17 protein-coding genes are annotated in these 17,171 nt (G+C 72.1%); 6 read left to right on the top strand and 11 right to left on the bottom strand.

Annotation, left to right across the window (positions count from 1 at the left end; translation table 11 throughout):
• Nucleotides 1-3: 3 nt before the first annotated feature.
• Nucleotides 4-732 carry a hydrogen peroxide-dependent heme synthase gene (hemQ, locus tag ACFWRT_RS09395; protein WP_380951647.1) on the top strand — a complete coding sequence of 243 codons (729 nt, stop codon included), beginning with the start codon at nt 4-6 and terminating at the stop codon, nt 730-732.
• Nucleotides 733-900: 168 nt separating this feature from the next.
• Here hemQ and ACFWRT_RS09390 read toward each other — a convergent pair whose 3' ends face one another.
• The 5 genes from ACFWRT_RS09390 to ACFWRT_RS09370 form a co-directional block, all read right to left on the bottom strand.
• Nucleotides 901-2,466 (bottom strand): alpha/beta hydrolase, encoded by a 1,566-nt coding sequence (locus ACFWRT_RS09390; RefSeq protein WP_380951645.1) that lies wholly within the window; start codon nt 2,464-2,466, stop codon nt 901-903.
• 148 nt (nt 2,467-2,614) lie between these two features.
• The gene (locus tag ACFWRT_RS09385; protein ID WP_380951644.1) at nt 2,615-3,664 is read right to left on the bottom strand and encodes a TIGR04222 domain-containing membrane protein; all 1,050 of its coding nucleotides are present in this window, start codon (nt 3,662-3,664) and stop codon (nt 2,615-2,617) included.
• Nucleotides 3,665-3,669: 5 nt separating this feature from the next.
• Nucleotides 3,670-5,037 carry an MbnB/TglH/ChrH family RiPP precursor modification enzyme gene (locus ACFWRT_RS09380; RefSeq protein WP_380951643.1) on the bottom strand — a complete coding sequence of 456 codons (1,368 nt, stop codon included), beginning with the start codon at nt 5,035-5,037 and terminating at the stop codon, nt 3,670-3,672.
• A gap of 141 nt (nt 5,038-5,178) precedes the next feature.
• A complete protein-coding gene (locus ACFWRT_RS09375) occupies nt 5,179-5,925 on the bottom strand; it encodes a DUF4142 domain-containing protein (RefSeq protein WP_380951672.1) in 747 nt (248 codons plus the stop codon).
• Nucleotides 5,926-6,078: 153 nt separating this feature from the next.
• A complete protein-coding gene (locus tag ACFWRT_RS09370; RefSeq protein WP_380951642.1) occupies nt 6,079-6,876 on the bottom strand; it encodes a peptidyl-tRNA hydrolase in 798 nt (265 codons plus the stop codon).
• 71 nt (nt 6,877-6,947) lie between these two features.
• Here ACFWRT_RS09370 and ACFWRT_RS09365 point away from each other — a divergent pair, with 71 nt between their 5' ends.
• Nucleotides 6,948-7,622 (top strand): AIM24 family protein, encoded by a 675-nt coding sequence (locus ACFWRT_RS09365; RefSeq protein ID WP_317816775.1) that lies wholly within the window; start codon nt 6,948-6,950, stop codon nt 7,620-7,622.
• A gap of 26 nt (nt 7,623-7,648) precedes the next feature.
• Nucleotides 7,649-7,831, top strand: coding sequence for a hypothetical protein (locus ACFWRT_RS09360; protein WP_380951640.1), 183 nt, complete (start codon nt 7,649-7,651; stop codon nt 7,829-7,831).
• Between the two features lie 265 nt (nt 7,832-8,096).
• Here ACFWRT_RS09360 and ACFWRT_RS09355 read toward each other — a convergent pair whose 3' ends face one another.
• The 6 genes from ACFWRT_RS09355 to zapE form a co-directional block, all read right to left on the bottom strand.
• Nucleotides 8,097-8,918 (bottom strand): barstar family protein, encoded by an 822-nt coding sequence (locus ACFWRT_RS09355; RefSeq protein WP_380951639.1) that lies wholly within the window; start codon nt 8,916-8,918, stop codon nt 8,097-8,099.
• A gap of 70 nt (nt 8,919-8,988) precedes the next feature.
• A complete protein-coding gene (locus tag ACFWRT_RS09350) occupies nt 8,989-9,636 on the bottom strand; it encodes an HD domain-containing protein (RefSeq protein ID WP_380951638.1) in 648 nt (215 codons plus the stop codon).
• Between the two features lie 393 nt (nt 9,637-10,029).
• Nucleotides 10,030-10,875 (bottom strand): polysaccharide deacetylase family protein, encoded by an 846-nt coding sequence (locus tag ACFWRT_RS09345; RefSeq protein WP_380951671.1) that lies wholly within the window; start codon nt 10,873-10,875, stop codon nt 10,030-10,032.
• Nucleotides 10,876-10,974: 99 nt separating this feature from the next.
• The gene (locus ACFWRT_RS09340) at nt 10,975-12,378 is read right to left on the bottom strand and encodes an alkaline phosphatase PhoX (protein ID WP_380951637.1); all 1,404 of its coding nucleotides are present in this window, start codon (nt 12,376-12,378) and stop codon (nt 10,975-10,977) included.
• A 138-nt stretch (nt 12,379-12,516) separates the two neighbouring features.
• Nucleotides 12,517-12,942, bottom strand: coding sequence for an OsmC family protein (locus tag ACFWRT_RS09335; RefSeq protein WP_380951636.1), 426 nt, complete (start codon nt 12,940-12,942; stop codon nt 12,517-12,519).
• Between the two features lie 153 nt (nt 12,943-13,095).
• Nucleotides 13,096-14,190, bottom strand: coding sequence for a cell division protein ZapE (zapE, locus tag ACFWRT_RS09330; RefSeq protein WP_380951635.1), 1,095 nt, complete (start codon nt 14,188-14,190; stop codon nt 13,096-13,098).
• Between the two features lie 37 nt (nt 14,191-14,227).
• On the opposite strand from zapE, the gene ACFWRT_RS09325 reads away from it, so the two are divergent.
• The 3 genes from ACFWRT_RS09325 to murC all read left to right on the top strand — a co-directional run bounded on the left by ACFWRT_RS09325 (nt 14,228) and on the right by murC (nt 17,145).
• Nucleotides 14,228-14,995 (top strand): pyrimidine reductase family protein, encoded by a 768-nt coding sequence (locus ACFWRT_RS09325; RefSeq protein WP_380951634.1) that lies wholly within the window; start codon nt 14,228-14,230, stop codon nt 14,993-14,995.
• A gap of 216 nt (nt 14,996-15,211) precedes the next feature.
• Entirely contained in the window at nt 15,212-15,664 is a 453-nt protein-coding gene (locus ACFWRT_RS09320) for an indole-3-glycerol phosphate synthase (protein WP_380951633.1), read from the top strand.
• A gap of 80 nt (nt 15,665-15,744) precedes the next feature.
• Nucleotides 15,745-17,145 (top strand): UDP-N-acetylmuramate--L-alanine ligase, encoded by a 1,401-nt coding sequence (murC, locus tag ACFWRT_RS09315; protein ID WP_380951632.1) that lies wholly within the window; start codon nt 15,745-15,747, stop codon nt 17,143-17,145.
• Nucleotides 17,146-17,171 lie beyond the last annotated feature (26 nt).

Raw genomic sequence — 17,171 nt, 5'->3', positions numbered from 1 at the left:
CGTATGAGTGCTCCTGAGACTGTGACATCCAGCAAGAGTCCGAACGCCGGAAAGAAGGCCAAGGACCTCAACGAGGTCATCCGTTACACCCTCTGGTCGGTCTTCAAACTGCGCGACGTCCTGCCGCTGGACCGGGCCGGGTACGCGGACGAGGTCCAGGAGCTGTTCGACCAGCTCGCGGCCAAGGACATCACCGTGCGCGGCACCTACGACGTCTCGGGTCTGCGCGCGGACGCGGACCTGATGATCTGGTGGCACGCGGAGACCTCGGACGAGCTCCAGGAGGCCTACAACCTCTTCCGCCGCACGAAGCTCGGGCGCGCTCTGGAACCGGTCTGGTCGAACATGGCCCTGCACCGGCCCGCCGAGTTCAACAAGTCGCACGTCCCGGCGTTCCTCGCCGACGAGACGCCCCGCGACTACATCAGCGTCTACCCGTTCGTCCGGTCCTACGACTGGTACCTGCTGCCCGACGAGGACCGCCGCCGTATGCTCGCGGACCACGGCAAGATGGCCCGGGGCTACCCCGACGTCCGCGCCAACACCGTCGCCTCGTTCTCGCTCGGCGACTACGAGTGGGTCCTCGCCTTCGAGGCGGACGAGCTGTACCGCATCGTCGACCTGATGCGCCACCTGCGCGCCTCCGAGGCACGGCTCCACGTGCGCGAGGAGGTCCCGTTCTACACGGGCCGCAGGAGGAGCGTCGCAGACCTGGTGGCCGGGCTCGCATAGCCAGCGAGTTCCCGCACCACCCCAACCCGGAAGATCAGAAGACGGGCATCGGGCACCGACCGTGCCGCCCGCCGTTCCAGCGACACCGGGTTCGGCTTGAGGGCCCTGCCGGAGTGCACTCACCGCACTCCGGCAGGGCCCTTCCGCGTTCCTGGCCCCGTTACCTTTCTAGTCCAGCGAGACCGGGTTCGGCTCCGCGCGCGGGGCGCACTCCGCGTCCCCGTCGGGTGTCGCGCCCGTCAGCAGATAGCGCCTCAGGTACTCGTCCACGCAGGCGTTCCCGGCCCCGCCGACGCCGTGCGTTCCCGCGTCCCGCTCGGTCACCAGCACCGCGCCGCGCAGCCGCCGTTGGAGCTCCAGCGCCCCCCTGTACGGGGTCGCCGCATCGCGCTCCGCCGCCAGGATCAGCACCGGGGGCAGCTCGCCCCACCCGGTGGAGACGTCCAACGGCTGCTGCCGGGGCGCGGGCCAGAAGGCGCACGGCAGGTTGGTGAAGGCGTTGTCCCACGTCTGGAAGGGGGCGATGCGGGCGAGGTCGGTATGGTCGCGGTCCCAGACCTCCCACTCCTCGGGCCACGGCGCGTCGTTGCACTCGACCGCGGTGTAGACGGCCCGCTCGTTCTCGTCGTCCTTCGCCGTGATCGCGCGCGGCGACATCTGGGTGACCAGCGGCTCCGGGTTGCCCCGGACGTACTCGGAGAGGGCGGTGGCCCGCATCGCCCAGTAGTCGTCGTAGTACGCCGCCTCCCGGAACGCCGCGTGGAGCTGCCCCGGACCCACCTTCCCGCCCGCCGGCTCGGTGGCGAGGGCGGTGCGGACGGTGTCGTAGTGGCGCTGCACGGCCTCGGGCGTGGGGCCGAGCCCGTACACAGCGTCGTGCTTCGCGACCCACCGCCGGAAGTCTTCCCAGCGGGACTCGAAGGCCAGCGACTGGTCGAGGTTGGAGCGGTACCAGATCTGCTCCGGGTCCGGGTCGACCGCGGAATCGAAGACCATACGGCGCACGCGTGAGGGAAAGAGGGTCGCGTACAAGGAACCCAGGTACGTGCCGTAGGAGGCACCCATGAAGGTGAGGCGCTCGTCCCCGAGGGCGGCGCGCAGCACCTCCAGGTCACGGGCGTTGTTGAGCGAGGTGTAGTGGCGCAGCGCCTCGCCCGCGTGCTTCTCGCACCCTCGCGCGTACGCCCGCGCCTGCGCGATCCGCTGCTCCTTGTACGCGGCCGTGGGGTGGGCGGGGGAGTCGGTGGGGCTCTTCGCGAAGGCGGCGGGGTTCTGGCAGGAGAGCGGGGCGGAGGCGCCGACCCCGCGCGGGGCGTAGCCGACCATGTCGTACGCCTCGGCGACCTCCTTCCACTCGGACATCTCGCCCATCAGCGGGAAGGTGATGCTGGAGGCGCCGGGGCCGCCCGGGTTGTAGACGAAGGAGCCCTGCCGGCCGGCCGCCGGTCCGGTGGCCAGGGTGCGGCTGACGGTGAGGTCGATGGTCCGCCCGTCCGGCCGCGCGTAGTCCAGCGGGACGCTGACGGTGCCGCACTTCAGGGTGTCCGGCAGCATCTCCTCTTCCGGGCACGCGCCGAAGGAGATCCCGGCGGCCGAGGCGCGGGCCGCTGCCACCGCCGTACCGCGCTCCTCGGCGGAGGCCGGTCCTGCGCCGCCGTCGGCGGTGGCGGGGACGGCGGCCAGGGCGGACAGGACCAGGGAGCCGATCGTTGCGTACAGCGGTACTGCTCTCACGGCGGGACCTCTCTGCGGATGCGGAGAGGGGAGGATGGAGTGCGGGGAGGGTGAAGTACAGCACCGGGCCGGTGTGTTGCGGGGAACGACCCGGTTGCCGCACTTCTTTTTTACGGCTTGTGGCTCAGGAGCCTTCACGGTTCGTGACTCAGGAGCTGCTGCCGCAACTGGAGCCGCCCGAACTCCCGCCGCAGCTCGAACCCCCCGAGCCGCCCCCGCAACTGGAGCCCGAGCCGCCGCAGCTCGACCCGCCACCGCCACCGCACCCGGAGCCCCCGCCGCAGCCGCTTCCGCCCCCGCCTCCGCAACTCGTGTGCCCGGGGCCCGCGTCGGCGCACCACACCGTGGTCGCCGCGAAGGCCGACGCCCCGGCCGCACCTCCCACGTACCCCGTGGACCGGCGCCCCGAGGAGCCGGACCGCGACCGACGGGTCCGCGTGTGCTGCCGGGCCGCCGCGATGAGCTGGGCCTGGAGCCCGGGGTCGGGCAGTGCGCGCAGCCCCCGGTTGGCGACGAGGTACGGCGGGGTCAGCACGTAGGCGTTCGCGGCCCGGAACGCCTGCGCGGCCCGGCGGCCCGCCCGGGTGATCCGGTTCGTGGTGGACGCGGCCACCACGAACCCGCTGATCCCGCCGAGCAGGATCGCGGGCAGCATCTTCAGGACGAACGGGACCGGCGTGGAGTACGGGTCGTCCAGCGACACGTACTGCACGACCGTGAGGATGATGGAGAGCGGGAACGCGACGAAGCAGCTCACGCCCTGGATCAGTGCCCACCGCCGTACGGGACGGCTCTCGGCGGGCCGGACGAGCAGCCCGCGCTGGGCCAGCCCGTCGCCGATCTCCTGCACCGCCGGGTGGTGCATCACCGCCTCCCGCACCGCGTGCAGCGCCCCGCTCGGGGCGGCCGACAGCGCCTGGAGCACGGCGCGTTCCACCGGGTCCTGCGCGTGCGCACGCTGTACGGAGATGATGCCGGGGCCGCCGATGAGCACCCGGCCGTCCGCGTACAGCGCGGTGAGCGCGGTGTCCGTGACCCTGGCCGGGCCGCCGTTCAGGAACGCCGCCTCGTAGAGGTCGTGGACGGCGGGGGAGGGGCCGGCCGAGGGGCGGCGGGACCGGGAGACGACCACCTTCGCCAGGAGCAGCACGGTGGAGAGGGCGACCGCGAGGGTCAGTGCCAGAGCGAGCGTGTTCATGGCGGTCACTTCCCTGCGAGGACGGCACGCGCCGCCCGGACGATACGGGTGGTCCGGCGCGGCGGGCGGGGCCCGCAGCGGTCCTCCCACCAGTGGGTCAGCCGGCGCTGCGCCACGGGGTCGGGGAGGCCGCCGGAGATCAGGATCCGCTCCGCGAAGTCCAGGGCGTCGCGCCGGTATCCGTCGCTCATCGGGCGGGACCTGGCGTAGTCGAGGAAGGCGGCGCGGTAGCCGTCGCCGAGGATCTCCGGCAGCTCGGGCGCCACCTTGGCGACGACATCGGCGCGCTTCGCGGCCAGCGCCCGGCTCTGCACGCGCAGCCGCCGGTGGTCGAAGCCCTCGGGCGCCGGGGTACCCGCGACGAGCGCGGAGAGCAGCGCGGCCTGGGCGACGGCGGTACGGTCGCGGGCTCCGGGGCGTACGGGGGCGGGCGTCGTCCCCGTACGCGGCGCGGCGATGCGCGACCCGGAGCCGTGTCGCCCGGTCTCGCACGGGCCGGTCCCGCCCGGGCCGCCCGCCGCTCGCAGCGTGGCTCGGACGGTCTCCAGCTCGCCCGCCGTCCGCAGCGTCTCCCGGATCGTCTCCAGCTCGCCCGCCAGCTCCGCGCCGGGCGGGAAGGCGTCGTCGCGCTCCAGCAGCACGCCCGGCGGGTCGACCCGGGAGCGCAGCTCGGCCAGCACGTGCAGGACCGGGGCGGTCACCGGGTGGGCGTGGGTGTCGTGCCAGACGCCGTTCTTCTCGACGCCGCCCGCGACATGGACGTACGCGATGGCCTCCACCGGCAGCTCGTCCAGCGCCTTCGCCGGGTCCTCGCCGAGGTTGACGTGGTTAGTGTGCAGGTTGGCCACGTCGATCAGCAGCCGCACCCCGGTCCGCTCGACCAGCTCCGCCAGGAACTGCCCCTCCGTCAGCTCCTCGTCCGGCCAGGAGACCAGCGCCGCGATGTTCTCCAGGGCCAGCGGCACGGGCAGCGCGTCCTGGGCGATCCGCACGTTCTCGCAGAGCACCTCCAGCGCGTCCCAGGTGCGCGGCACCGGCAGCAGGTGGCCCGCCTCCAGCCTCGGCGAAGCGGTCAGCGGCCCCCCGGCCCGTACGAACGCGATGTGCTCGGTCACCAGCGGCGTCCCCAGCAGCTCGGCCCGCGCCGCGAGACCGGCGAGCCGCTCGGCGTCCGGGCGGTCCGCGCCGCCCAGGCCGAGCGACACGCCGTGCGGCACGACGGTCACGCCCCGTTCCCTCAGACGCACCAGGGAGTCCGGGAGGTGGTCGGCGCAGAGGTTCTCCGCCACCACCTCGACCCAGTCGACCCCCGTGAGCGCCTCCACCTCGGCCGCGATCTCCGGCCGCCAGCCGATCCCGATGCCCAGCTTCATGGTGTCCCCCTCCTCCGCTCTGTCCCGGGGTGATGGCCCCGGCGAGCGGCGTCCAACCCGAACGGGGGGACGTTCAGAGGAGGATTTGAGGTTCCGATGCCTCGGTGTCGTTACGGCATCGGCTCGGCATCGGCGGCCGCGTCACGGCATCGGAGGCATCGTCGGCGGCACCGGGCGCGAGGTGAAGGACTGGTCGCCGGTCGGCGTCACCGGTACCGGAACCGGCGGCACCTGCCCGCCCTGCGGCATGGACGGCCCCGAGGGACTGGTGGTGGACCCGCCTGCCGCCTCGCGCGCCAGGGCGTCGAAGTCGACGAAGCCGGTGCCCTCCAGCATGGTGATGTGGTCCAGCACGGTCTGGTTCGCGTCGCTGGCGAGCTGCCGGATCAGGGTGTTGCGGGTGGTGTGCCGGACCTGGCCTATCAGGCCGAAGACCTTGCCGTGGGCGGCCCGCAGGATGTTGGCGAACTTCCGCTCGTACTCGTCCCCGCTCGCCGCCGTCAGCTCGTTGAGCCAGACCTGCTGCTGTTCGGTCGGCTGGTTGGGCAGCTCGACCCCGAGCTTCGCGGCCACGTCCCGGGCCCGCCGGTCCAGGTCCGTGTGCCCGACGACCAGGTGGTCCCCGGCCGCCTTCGTCGCCTCGCTGGGCGCCCGCTCGATCGCCTGCTGCCCCGCCGGCAGCTCCCACAGCCCGGCGAGCCGCACCTTGACCAGGAAGTCCCGGTCGGTCGCGGAGAGCGGGCCCCACTGGGTGGCGACGCTGGAGGCGTTGAGATTCGCCTCGCCGGTGCCCGAGCGGTCCGCGTAGGACCAGACGGGGAAGGCGAGTGCGCCCACCGTGGCGACCAGTGCCGCGATGATGAGGGCCGTTCCGTTGATGCGTCGCAACAAGGTGTCTCCCGGGACGAGGCGTGACAGCGTCGATCAGGCGTCGGACCACCGCCAACCGACTCGCGGTGCAGGCTACTTGGTGGTAACGCCGGTGGGGCGGTATCGGGAGATACGTCAGCGGGCGCGGAAACATTCAGCCGCGGTGTGCGTTCACCGGCGGGTCCGTACGCCCGGGAGCGGACAGAACCGCAGCCCGCCTTCCGCCACGACCGTAGGTCCGGGGGCGATCTCGGTGAACCCCGCGTCGCGCACCACCGGCAGGCCGCCCGTGGTCAGCTCGCGCCAGCGCTCCGGGGTCGCGGTGGCCACGGACAGCGGGAACCCCGCCTCGCGCCACGCCTTGCGCTCGGTGTCGGACAGCTCCCACCAGGCGAGCTGGGCGCCGTGGCCGACCTGCGCCATCGTCTTGCCCGCCGACATCTCCAGCTCCGGGTTGAGCCAGAGCACCGGGCCATCGGGGTCGGGGGCGGCGGGCGGCTCGGGGTCGTCCAGGTCGGTGCCCGACACCTGGAGTTTGGCCAGCTCCTTGGGCCAGCCGTCCAGGGGGATCGGCGGGTACACCCGTACCTCCGCGCTCCCGCCCGTCACGGTGATCCCGGGCAGCGCGGCCGCCTTGCGCCACTCCGCGCCGCGCGCCCGGCGCACCACCTTGCGGATGCGGGCGTCCTCCCAGTCCCGCATCGCCCCGGCCCACTCGCCCTCGCCGGTGGACCGCTCGTCGGCCAGGATCGTGAGCACCGCCCGGGCGGCGGTGCGCAGGGCATCGGTCCGGGCGGGCGGGGCCGTCTTCTCCAGGTGCACCACGAGGGGGAGCACGTACTGGGGGGCCGCGTCCCGGTCGGTCGGACCGTGGTGGAAGGGGCTCGGGGAGTCCGGGGCCGGGGAGGCGGGGCTCGGGGAGACCGGGGCCGGGGAGACGGGGCTCTGGGGGGTGTCGTCGCTGCTCACCGTCCCAGTCTGCCAGGCGGCGGGTGTCACCTCCTTGGCGTAACGGGCCGGTCCGGGTGAGGATGCTCCGCATGAAGAGCGATCTCTTTTCCAGCGAGCACATGGCCCAGCCGGCCACCGCCCCCGGCATGACCCTGCAGAACTCCAAGTCGATCAAATACGCCGTCAACGGGGAGATGCACGCCCGCCAGGGCTCGATGATCGCCTTCCGCGGCAACCTCCAGTTCGAGCGCAAGGGCCAGGGCATCGGCGGCATGCTCAAGCGCGCGGTCACCGGCGAGGGCCTCGCGCTCATGGCCGTACGCGGGCAGGGCGAGGCGTGGTTCGCGCACGAGGCCGCCAACTGTTTCATCCTGGAGATGGACCAGGGCGACCAGATCACCATCAACGGCCGCAACGTCCTCTGTTTCGACGCGACGCTCTCGTACGAGATCAAGACCGTCAAGGGCGCCGGAATGATCGGCGGCGGCCTCTTCAACAGCGTCTTCACGGGGTACGGCAAGATCGGCCTGATGTGCGAGGGCACCCCCATCGTGATCCCGGTGACGGGCGCCCAGCCGGTGTACGTGGACACGGACGCGGTCGTCGGCTGGAGCCAGCAGCTCACGACCACCCTGCACCGCTCGCAGAGCGTCGGGTCGATGGTGCGCGGCGGCTCGGGCGAGGCCGTGCAGCTGATGCTCCAGGGCGAGGGGTTCGTCATCGTGCGCCCGAGCGAGGCCCGGCCCGAGAAGACGGCCAACTGACCGCCGCGTTACGTAGGCTCGTGGACATGGACGACGCCTCGTACTGCGCAACGCCCGCACCCGCCGCTACGGAAGCGGACGCGGGCCCGCCGTTCGCGGAGTGCGTGCTGTGCCGCGAGCCGACGGAGTACCCCGAATCCGCCAAGGGCGCCACGCTCTGCCCGGTCTGCGCCTGGCAGGAGGCGGGGCGCTCGGCCTGCTCCGGCTAGGGGGTTGTTCCCAGGGGGCCGGGCGGTGAACGACGGGTACCGGCGTGCTCAGGATCCGCTTCATGCTGGAGAACTGCCGCCACTGGGAGCCGCCGTGCGCCCGGTGTCCGACTGGCGGTCGCCGGGCAGCACGCACGGCTGGTCCGGGATGCCCGGCGGCGCGTGTGGCCCGGCTGACCCCGGCGGGCCGGGACGCCTACCGGGGCCACCTCGCGGCGCTGCGGGCGATCGTGGGGCCGCCGGATCCGGTGGCCTGATCGAGCGGTCACCGAAGGACGACGCTCACGCCCCGCTCCTCGAAGATCTCCAGGATCAGGTCGAAGAGCGTGACCTCGCGCTCTCCCGAGCGCACACGCTCTCCCAGCCATGCCCTGGACCGGGCCGAGAAGTCCCAGTGCACGGTGCACGGCGTGGTGGCACCCCAGCCGCCCCTCAGGCAGTCGTCGAGAGCATCGAGGTTCCAGCCGAAATACCCGCCGGGGCCGTTGACGGCTTCACCGATCGCGCAGGAGAAGCTGTCCCGGTCGACGATGTACCGACCGTCCAAGGTGAACACCTGGCCTGCGGGAGCGTCGGTCCGTCCCCGGCGGCTGCACTCCCGGGACCACAGCGCCACCGACAGCCACGCGTGTCTGTCCTCGGGGGCGAGTTCGTGCCACATGCCGGTGCGGTTCAGCCGGCCCGTGCGGATCAGGTCCCATACGCGTTCCGCTCCGACCAGGGCGTTCTCGCACCACAGGGTCACCGTGAGGTCGACGAGGCCGCCCCCGCAGGCGGAGGGCTCGACATCGATGACGGTGACGTCATCGACGAAGTAGGACCCCATGGGGGTTCCGGCTCCGTCGAGGAGTTCGAACCAGGCGTTCCCCGCCAGGGCGCGACGACTGCCGACGCGTCCGGCGCTCTTCAGCAGGCCGCCCTGAGGGAGACAGCCCGTGAGGCGCACCCGGCGTACTCCCTCCTCGTCCGGCAGCGGCGTGAAGAATCCCTCCGCCTCGCGGGCGGAGCCCCAGAAGTCTGCGTGGTCCTCGTCCGAGGTCAGCGCGTACCTCTGCCCCTTACCGCCCCGCCCTGATGATGTGCGCATCGCACTCCCCGTAAAAGCGCTGATCCTACCGGCGCCCGACGGCTGCCCACCCGGTCACCCGGTCACCCAGTCACTCCGGCCAGTCGGATCCCTTGATGACCTCCACGAAGTCGCCCCGCTCGAAGCCGGGGACGTAGTGGGCGAGCACATCCGCCTTGACGTTGCCGAAGGTCGTTGCCGGCCGGTCCCGGATGCCCTCGGTGAAGGCTGCGAGGATCCCGTTCTTGAAGTCCGGGCGCGGATGCGCCGCGACCACGGCCGCGCGCTGCTCGTCGGTGACCGCGTCGTAGCCGATGCCCAGGACGTCCAGCTCCACGCCCCGGGTCACCAGGGCCACCTCGGGCGCCATGTGCAGCGGGATCTCCGGCGTGGTGTGCAGGGCGATGGCCGTCCAGACCCGGTCGGCCGGGTCGCCGGTGATGCCGTGCGTGCTCAGGAAGCGGCGGGCCTCGTCCGCGCCGTCGATCTCGAAGCGCTGGTCCGTACGGCGGAACCGCCCGGTCAGGCCCAGGTCGTGGAACATCGCCCCCACGTAGAGGAGTTCGGGATCGAAGTCCAGACCCAGTTCCCGGCCGCGCAGCGCCCCGAAGAGGAACACCCGCCGGGAGTGGTCGAAGACCAGCGGCGTGGCGGCCTCACGCACCAGCTCGGTCGCTTCCTTGGCCAGGGCGCTGTCGGGGATCCGTACGCCCGCGATCGTTCCGCTGGTGACGCTCATGGTGGGAGCCTCTCCGTGTTCCGTCGGTGGCTGTGGTGCCTGTGGCGTTCGTGCGCCTGCTACCAGCCTCGCGCCCTCACGTACGCTGGACCATCTCCATTCGGCCGAGTGAACCACGATCCGGACATGACCCGCCGCGTCGCCTTCCCCGTCCTCGACGGAGTGACCCTCCTCGACGGACACAGCATCACCGCGGCGGCGCTCCCTGCGGTCTCGGCAGCGACGAGAGCCTCCGCCGCGCCTTCGCCCGCCACCTGGGTACCACGCCGAGCGAGTACCGCAGACGGTTCACCACGACGCGCGCCACGGCGCAACCCTCCTGTCCGGAACCCTCCGCCTGAAGCGACGGGCCCGGTCAGCCCTCCACCAGGCCCTCACCCTCCATCAGGGCCCTCAGCCCTCCATCAGCTCCGACACCTTCACGAAGCGGTAGCCCCGCTTCCGCAGCTCCGGAACGATTCTGCTGATCGCCTCCGCCGTGACCGGCGCCGCGCTGCGCGTGCAGTGCATCACCACCAGCGACCCCGGCCGCACCCCGTCCAGCACCTGTTCCGCCACCGCGCCCGCATCCGTCGCGAACGCGTCACCGCTCACCACGTCCCACTGCACCGCCGTCACGTCCGCCGGGGTCAGCGCGCGCAGGGCCGCGTCGTCGTAGCAGCCGCCGGGGAAGCGGAAGTAGGGCACCACGTTCCGCACCCCGGCCTGCCGGAACGCCGAGAAGGCGCGCTCCACGTCGCGGGCCATGGCGTCCTTCGCGACCACCGGCAGGCCGTAGCAGTCGGCGGTGAACGCGTGGTGGCTGTACGAGTGGTTGGCGACCTCGAACAGGTCGTCCGTGCCGATCCCCTTCGCCTGCGCCGGGTACTCCTCCGCCCACCGGCCGGTCATGAACACGGTCGAGGGAACCTTCAGCCGCCGCAGCAGCGCGATCAGCTCCGGGTTGTCGAAGCGCTCGCCCGCCTTCGCCCGGGGTCCCTGATCGGCCGTCATGTCGGCGTCGAAGGTGAGCGCGACGACCTTCTCGGCCGCGCCCTTCTCCGCGCCCCCTCCTGTTGCCGGCCGCCGCTCGAAGACCGGCGTGCGCCCGGCGGGGCCGGGGGCCATGGTGGGCGGCTTCTTCGGCGGCGGGGGAGCGGCGGCGGAGGCGGGAGTCGTGGGGGTGGGTACGGGGGTGGGTGCGGAGGCGGCGCCCCCGCACCCGGCCAAGGCGCCACCGATCAGCACCCCCGCGACCATCAGGACAGTCGTCTTCCGTTTCCGTGCAGTAGTGATCACTCACGGAAAATATCTGACAATCTGCCCTTAGGGTTTATATGGCGCTCCGGTGTCGCCCCCTCAGCACCACGGCCCCGTCACCGCGAACGTCGTCCCCGGCGTGTAGCAGTTCACGTACATGGTCGAGCCGTCCGGCGAGAAGGTCACCCCCGCGAACTCGCCCCACTCCGGCTCCTCGGGCGTCCCGATGTTCTGCCGCCCGCGCGCCATCGTGTACACCTCGCCCCGCCGGGTCACCCCCAGCACGTGCTGCGCGCCGCCGCCGTCCTCGCAGACCATCAGGCCCCCGTCGGCGGTTAGGCAGATGTTGTCCGGGGACTCTCCGGGGAGCTGGATGTCGGTGTCCGGGCCGAAGACCACGACCAGGGTGAGCCGGCGCTTCTTCGTCTCGTACCGCCAGACCTGGCCGTAGTGGTCGGCCGCCGAGCCCTCGTCGCTGCGGGCGAAGCTGGAGACGAAGTAGACGGACGAGCCGCCCCAGTAGCAGCCCTCCAGCTTCTGCGCGTGCGTGATGCCCTTGCGGCCGAAGTCCTGGAGCCGGATCGGGGTCTCGGCCGCCAGCGGGTCCGGTACGGGCACCCACTCGACCCGGTCGAAGCTCGCCCCGGTCTCCTGGACCACGGAGAGGTCGGGCAGGCCCGGTACCCGCATCGCCTCCAGCGCCCCGCCCGCCCGCAGCGAACCGGTGCCGCCGAGCGGCTTGGTGGGGAGGAAGCGGTAGAAGAGGCCGAACGGTTTGTCGAACGCGTCCTCCGTCTCGTACACGATCCCGTTCTTCGGGTCGATCGCGATCGCCTCGTGCTGGAAGCGGCCCATCGCGGTCAGGGGGACGGCCCCGGTGCGGCGCGGGTCGGCGCCGTCCACCTCGAAGATGAAGCCGTGGTCCTTGGTGTACCCGTTGGTCCCGGCCCTGTCCTCGGTCTCCTCGCAGGTCAGCCAGGTGCGCCAGGGGGTGGGCCCGCCCGCACAGTTGACCGCCGTACCGGCGATGGCGACCCGTTCGCCGAGCACCCTGTTCCGGCCGTCCAGCTCCAGGGACGTACAGCCGCCCTTGGCCGCCGGGTCGTAGGTCAGGCCGGCGACGGTCGGGACGCCGATCTTCGCCGTGTGCCGGTTCTCGTGGTTGCGGACCAGATGGACGCGGCCGTGGCGGCCGGCGAGGGCGGTCATGCCGTCGTGGTTGCTCGGCACCTTGCCCTCGCCGGAGCGCAGCGGGTCGCCCTCCCGGGACAGCACCCGGTAGCGGAAACCTTTCGGCAGGTCGAGCAGGCCGTCCGGGTCGGGGACGAGGGGGCCGTAGCCGCTGTGGCCACGGGCGGTGGCCGTGCCCGCGAAGAGTTCGGAGAAGGCCCCGGTGAAGGCGATCGCGGCCGCTGCGCCGCTCCCTGCCAGGACCTGTCGTCGTGTCGCGGTGTTCCGGGGTGCGGTCGCTGCGGTCGCTGTGTTCCGGGTTTCGGAGGACATGAGGCAACTCCCTGTTGGCGGACAGGTGACGTGACCCGCATGTGTGTAGCACGCACAGAGGCGCGGGGGAACCATGCGCGCCCCCGCGCCTTGTGTTGCTGCTGGGACGGCCCACGGAGCCGGGCCGCCCCGTGCGGGTCAGGCCAGCGAGGCCGACAGCGTGATCGTCGTACCCGTCAGCGCCTGGCTGACCGGGCAGTTCGCCTTGGCGTCCTCGGCGGCCTTCACGAAGGCGTCCTCGTCGAGGCCGGGGACCTCGCCCACGACGGTGAGGTGGATGCCGGTGATACCCGTGCCGGGCTGGAAGGTCACCTCGGCCTTGGTCTCCAGCCGGGTCGACGGGGTGCCGGCCCCGGCGAGTCCGTGGGAGAGGGCCATCGAGAAGCAACTGGAGTGCGCGGCGGCGATGAGCTCCTCGGGGCTCGTCTTGCCGTTCGGCTCCTCCGAGCGGGCCGGCCAGGAGACGGGATACTCGCCGATGCCGGAGGAGTCGAGGGTGACGACCCCCTTGCCGTCGAGCAGGTTGCCTTCCCAGTTCGTGTGCGCCTGACGCGTGGTAGCCATGCTGGATCCCTTCAAACGGTGTACGCGGTTGTACGGGGCTGGTACGGAACTCGTACGGGACTCGTATGGACGCGTACGGGAGCCGTACGCGCTTGTACGCGAACGGAGTTACGGGCACGCCGCCGAACGGGCACCCGGTGTCACCCCCCGAACCTACTGCGCCACCAGGCCCTTCGCGTCACGTGCCAGTGCCGTCAGCCGCGAGATCGCCCGGAAGTATTTCTTCCGGTACCCGCCGTTCAGCATCTCGTCGCTGAACAGCTGGTCGAACGGCAGCCCGGAGGCCAGCACCGGCACCTCGCGGTCGTACAGCCGGTCGGCCAGCACCACCAGGCGCAGCGCCGTCGATTGGTCCGGCACCGCGCTCACCCCGGTCAGGCAGACCGCCCCGAGCTCGTCGGTCAGCGCCCCGTACCGGCTCGGGTGCACCTTCGCCAGGTGATCGAGGAGCCCCGGGAAGTCGTCCAGGGACGCGCCCGGCGTGGCGTACGCGGCGCGGGTGACCTGCTCGTCGCTGTACGGCGGCGGGGCGTCGGGCAGTCCGCGGTGCCGGTAGTCCTCACCGTCGATGCGCAGCGGGCGGAAGTGCGCGGACAGGCCCTGGATCTCGCGCAGGAAGTCCGCGGCGGCGAACCGGCCCTCGCCGAGCTTGCCCGGCAGCGTGTTCGAGGTCGCGGCCAGCGCCACCCCGTGCTCCACCAACCGGCTGAGCAGCGAGGAGACCAGGACGGTGTCGCCCGGGTCGTCGAGCTCGAACTCGTCGATGCAGAGCAGCCGGTGCCCGCTCAGGGTCTGCACGGTCTGCTGGAAACCGAGCGCGCCGACCAGATTCGTCAGCTCCACGAACGTGCCGAACGCCTTCAGCGACGGCTCGGCGGGCGTGGCGTGCCAGAGGGAGGCGAGCAGGTGGGTCTTGCCGACGCCGTAACCGCCGTCGAGATACACCCCGCGCGGCCCGGCCGGCGCGGCCGGCTTCTTGCTCCCGAACCACTTACGGCGCCCGGAACCCGTCGCGTGCGACCCGCCGAGCCCGGCCGCGAAGCCGGACAGCACGGTCACGGCCTCGCTCTGGCTCGGCTGGTTCGGGTCGGGTACGTAGGTGTCGAAGCGCACCGAATCGAAGCGCGGCGGCGGCACCATCTCCGCCACCAGACGGTCGGCGGGGACGCGCGGCTCGCGGGCGCACAGGGACAGCGGGGCCGTTTCGGCAAGGGGGCTCTGCCCCGGAAACGCGGTGGAGGACGACACAACTCTCCACCCTAAGGCCCGTGCCAGACTGCAACCCATGCGAAGCCTGTTCCCTGTGACGGACCTGACAACAACGGCCGCCGCCGCCGACCGCGAGTGGAGTTTCGACGAGCTGGCCGAGGCGTACGCGTACCCCATGACGGGCGCCTCGTGGCTGCGCGCCAACATGGTCTCCACCCTCGACGGCGCCGCCCAGCACGACGGCCGCTCGCAGCCCATCTCCTGCACCGCCGACATGCGGATCTTCGGCACCCTGAGGGCCCTGGCCGATGTGGTGATCGCCGGAGCCGAGACCGTACGTCTGGAGGGGTACCGTCCGGCCCGCGCCCGGGAGGCCTTCGCGGCGCGGCGGGCGGCGGCCGGGCAGGGGCCCGCGCCGGCTGTCGCGGTGGTGAGCGGCTCGTTGGACCTGGACTTCGCGCTGCCGCTGTTCACCGAGCCGCTCGTCCCGACCCTCGTGGTGACCGGTTCCGGGGCTCCCGCCGACCGGATCGGGGCGGCCCGGCAGGCGGGCGCGGAGGTGGTGATCGCGGGCGAGGGCACCCGGGTGGACCCGGCGCGCGCGGTGCGCGAGCTGGCGGACCGGGGGCTGCGGCGGCAGCTCACCGAGGGAGGGCCCCGGCTGCTCGGCCAGTTCGTGGCGGCGGGGGCGCTGGACGAGCTCTGCCTGACGCTCTCCCCGATGCTCACGGCCGGGGACGCGCAGCGGATCGCCGGAGGTCCCGGGGTCGCCGTGCCGGAACGTTTCGCCTTGGCGTCGCTGCTGGAGGAGGACGGGTTTCTCTTCGGCCGCTACCGACGGTAAGGAGCCGGGTGACCGGCGACGGCGTGCACGGTCATCAGTGCGGGGACACTTAGCGGAATTACCCGTTCCGCTTAGCTTCGGCTGGGCACACTTACCTCTGCAGTCCCCGTGGAATCACGGGGAAGGATGGTTTCAGCAAACGACCGTCGACGGCCGAGCCGGCTGTCGGCGAGACGCAGAAGCGGAAGGGCGCCTGTCGTGTTCACAAGCGTTTTGATGATCGAGAAGCCGCTCACTCCCGAGGACGTGGACTTCGTCACCACCCTCCACGGCGAGGAGCGGATCTCGTTCGTCGTTCTGTTGCAGCCGCGCGGCGACCAGGCCGATGTCCTGCTGCGCGCGATCGACGACGTGGCGATGGGGGAGCTCAGGGACGCCGTCCGCGAGGGCGAGGAACCGGAGGGCAAGGAGGCCCGCGAACCCGCCGAGATCGGCCTGGAGTACTCGCTACGGGCCCTGCGCGAGGCGGGCGCCGAAGCGGTCGGACAGGTGATCGAGGACCACCCCCTGGACAAGCTGAAGACCGTCGTCGAAGACGCGGGCGCGGACGAGGTCATCGTCCTGACCGCCCCGCACTACGTGGAGGAGTTCTTCCACCGCGACTGGGCCTCACGGGCCCGGCACAAGGTCGGCGTCCCGGTGCTCAAGCTCTTCGCGCACAGCGAATAGGCTGAAGGCCGCGCGGGCCGCCGGAGGGCAACCCGGAACCGCGCAGGACTCTCACCAGCAAGAGGATGGAGAACTCAACGATGGCACCCGGAATTCCCGCCGCCATGGAACGACCGCACTTCATCGGCATCGGCGGCGCCGGAATGTCGGGCATCGCGAAGATCCTCGCCCAGCGCGGAGCGAAGGTGGCGGGCAGCGACGCCAAGGAGTCCGCCACCGTCGAGTCGCTGCGGGCGCTGGGGGCGACCGTGCACATCGGGCACGAGGCCCGGAACCTGGCCGACGACGCGTCCTGCGTGGTCGTCTCCAGCGCCATCCGCGCCGACAACCCGGAGCTGCTGCGCGCCGCCGAGCTGGCCGTCCCGGTGGTGCACCGCTCCGACGCGCTGGCCTCCCTGATGAACGGCCTGCGCGCCATCGCGGTGGCCGGCACGCACGGCAAGACGACGACCACGTCGATGCTGGCCGTCGCCCTCTCCTCGCTGAGCCTGGCCCCTTCGTACGCCATCGGCGGCGACCTGGAGGGCCCCGGCACCAACGCCACGCACGGCGAGGGGGACATCTTCGTCGCGGAGGCGGACGAGAGCGACCGCAGCTTCCAGAAGTACGACCCCGAGGTCGCGATCGTCCTCAACGTGGAGCTGGACCACCACGCGAACTACGCCTCGATGGACGAGATCTACGACTCCTTCGAGACGTTCGTCGGCAAGGTCGTCCCCGGCGGCACCCTGGTCATCTCCGCCGACCAGCCCGGCGCGGTCGAGCTGACCCGCCGGGTCCGCGACCTCTCCGACCTCAAGGTCGTCACGTACGGCTCCGCCGAGAGCGCCGACGTACGCGTCCACAAGGTCACCCCACGCGGCCTGACCAGCGAGGTCACGGTCCTCCTCAACGGCAAGTTCCTCACCTTCACCGTCTCGGTCCCCGGCGCCCACTACGCCCACAACGCGGTCGCCGCGCTCGCCGCCGGCGTCGCCCTCGGCATCCCCGCGCACAACCTGGCCTCGGCCCTCGGTTCGTACACCGGGGTCAAGCGCCGCCTCCAGCTCAAGGGCGAGGCGGCGGGGGTGCAGGTCATCGACTCGTACGCGCACCACCCCACCGAGATGACCGCCGACCTGGAGGCCATGCGCGGCGCGGCCGCCGACGCCCGCATCCTGGTCGTCTTCCAGCCGCACCTGTTCTCGCGTACCCAGGAGCTGGGTACGGAGATGGGCCAGGCCCTCGCGCTGGCCGACGCCTCCGTGGTCCTGGACATCTACCCGGCCCGTGAGGACCCGATCCCGGGCATCACCAGCGCCCTGATCATCGACGCGGCGAAGGCGGCGGGCGCCGAGGTCACCGCCGTCCACGACCAGGCGGACGTCCCCGCCGCCGTCGCGGGAATGGCGGGGCCCGGTGATCTCGTTCTCACCATGGGAGCGGGCGATGTCACCGACCTCGGCCCGCGCATCCTGGACCACCTGTCGAGCGCCCGGTAGCCGAGGGGCGACCGGACCGAGCGACC

Source organism: Streptomyces cyaneofuscatus, assembly GCF_042718795.1.
Lineage (GTDB): Bacteria > Actinomycetota > Actinomycetes > Streptomycetales > Streptomycetaceae > Streptomyces > Streptomyces cyaneofuscatus_A.
The sequence above is the reverse complement of the archived record's forward strand: the minus strand, read 5'-3'. Positions and strand labels throughout refer to the sequence as shown.

What these genes read in the sequence shown, in the direction of transcription:
- hemQ (WP_380951647.1), top strand. Translation starts at nt 4, where the DNA reads ATGAGTGCTCCTGAGACTGTGACATCCAGCAAGAGTCCGAACGCCGGA.
- ACFWRT_RS09385 (WP_380951644.1), bottom strand. Translation starts at nt 3,664, where the DNA reads ATGAACACGCTCGCTCTGGCACTGACCCTCGCGGTCGCCCTCTCCACC.
- ACFWRT_RS09380 (WP_380951643.1), bottom strand. Translation starts at nt 5,037, where the DNA reads ATGAAGCTGGGCATCGGGATCGGCTGGCGGCCGGAGATCGCGGCCGAG.
- ACFWRT_RS09365 (WP_317816775.1), top strand. Translation starts at nt 6,948, where the DNA reads ATGAAGAGCGATCTCTTTTCCAGCGAGCACATGGCCCAGCCGGCCACC.
- ACFWRT_RS09360 (WP_380951640.1), top strand. Translation starts at nt 7,649, where the DNA reads ATGGACGACGCCTCGTACTGCGCAACGCCCGCACCCGCCGCTACGGAA.
- ACFWRT_RS09355 (WP_380951639.1), bottom strand. Translation starts at nt 8,918, where the DNA reads ATGCGCACATCATCAGGGCGGGGCGGTAAGGGGCAGAGGTACGCGCTG.
- ACFWRT_RS09350 (WP_380951638.1), bottom strand. Translation starts at nt 9,636, where the DNA reads ATGAGCGTCACCAGCGGAACGATCGCGGGCGTACGGATCCCCGACAGC.
- ACFWRT_RS09345 (WP_380951671.1), bottom strand. Translation starts at nt 10,875, where the DNA reads ATGGTCGCGGGGGTGCTGATCGGTGGCGCCTTGGCCGGGTGCGGGGGC.
- ACFWRT_RS09340 (WP_380951637.1), bottom strand. Translation starts at nt 12,378, where the DNA reads ATGTCCTCCGAAACCCGGAACACAGCGACCGCAGCGACCGCACCCCGG.
- ACFWRT_RS09335 (WP_380951636.1), bottom strand. Translation starts at nt 12,942, where the DNA reads ATGGCTACCACGCGTCAGGCGCACACGAACTGGGAAGGCAACCTGCTC.
- ACFWRT_RS09325 (WP_380951634.1), top strand. Translation starts at nt 14,228, where the DNA reads ATGCGAAGCCTGTTCCCTGTGACGGACCTGACAACAACGGCCGCCGCC.
- ACFWRT_RS09320 (WP_380951633.1), top strand. Translation starts at nt 15,212, where the DNA reads ATGATCGAGAAGCCGCTCACTCCCGAGGACGTGGACTTCGTCACCACC.
- murC (WP_380951632.1), top strand. Translation starts at nt 15,745, where the DNA reads ATGGCACCCGGAATTCCCGCCGCCATGGAACGACCGCACTTCATCGGC.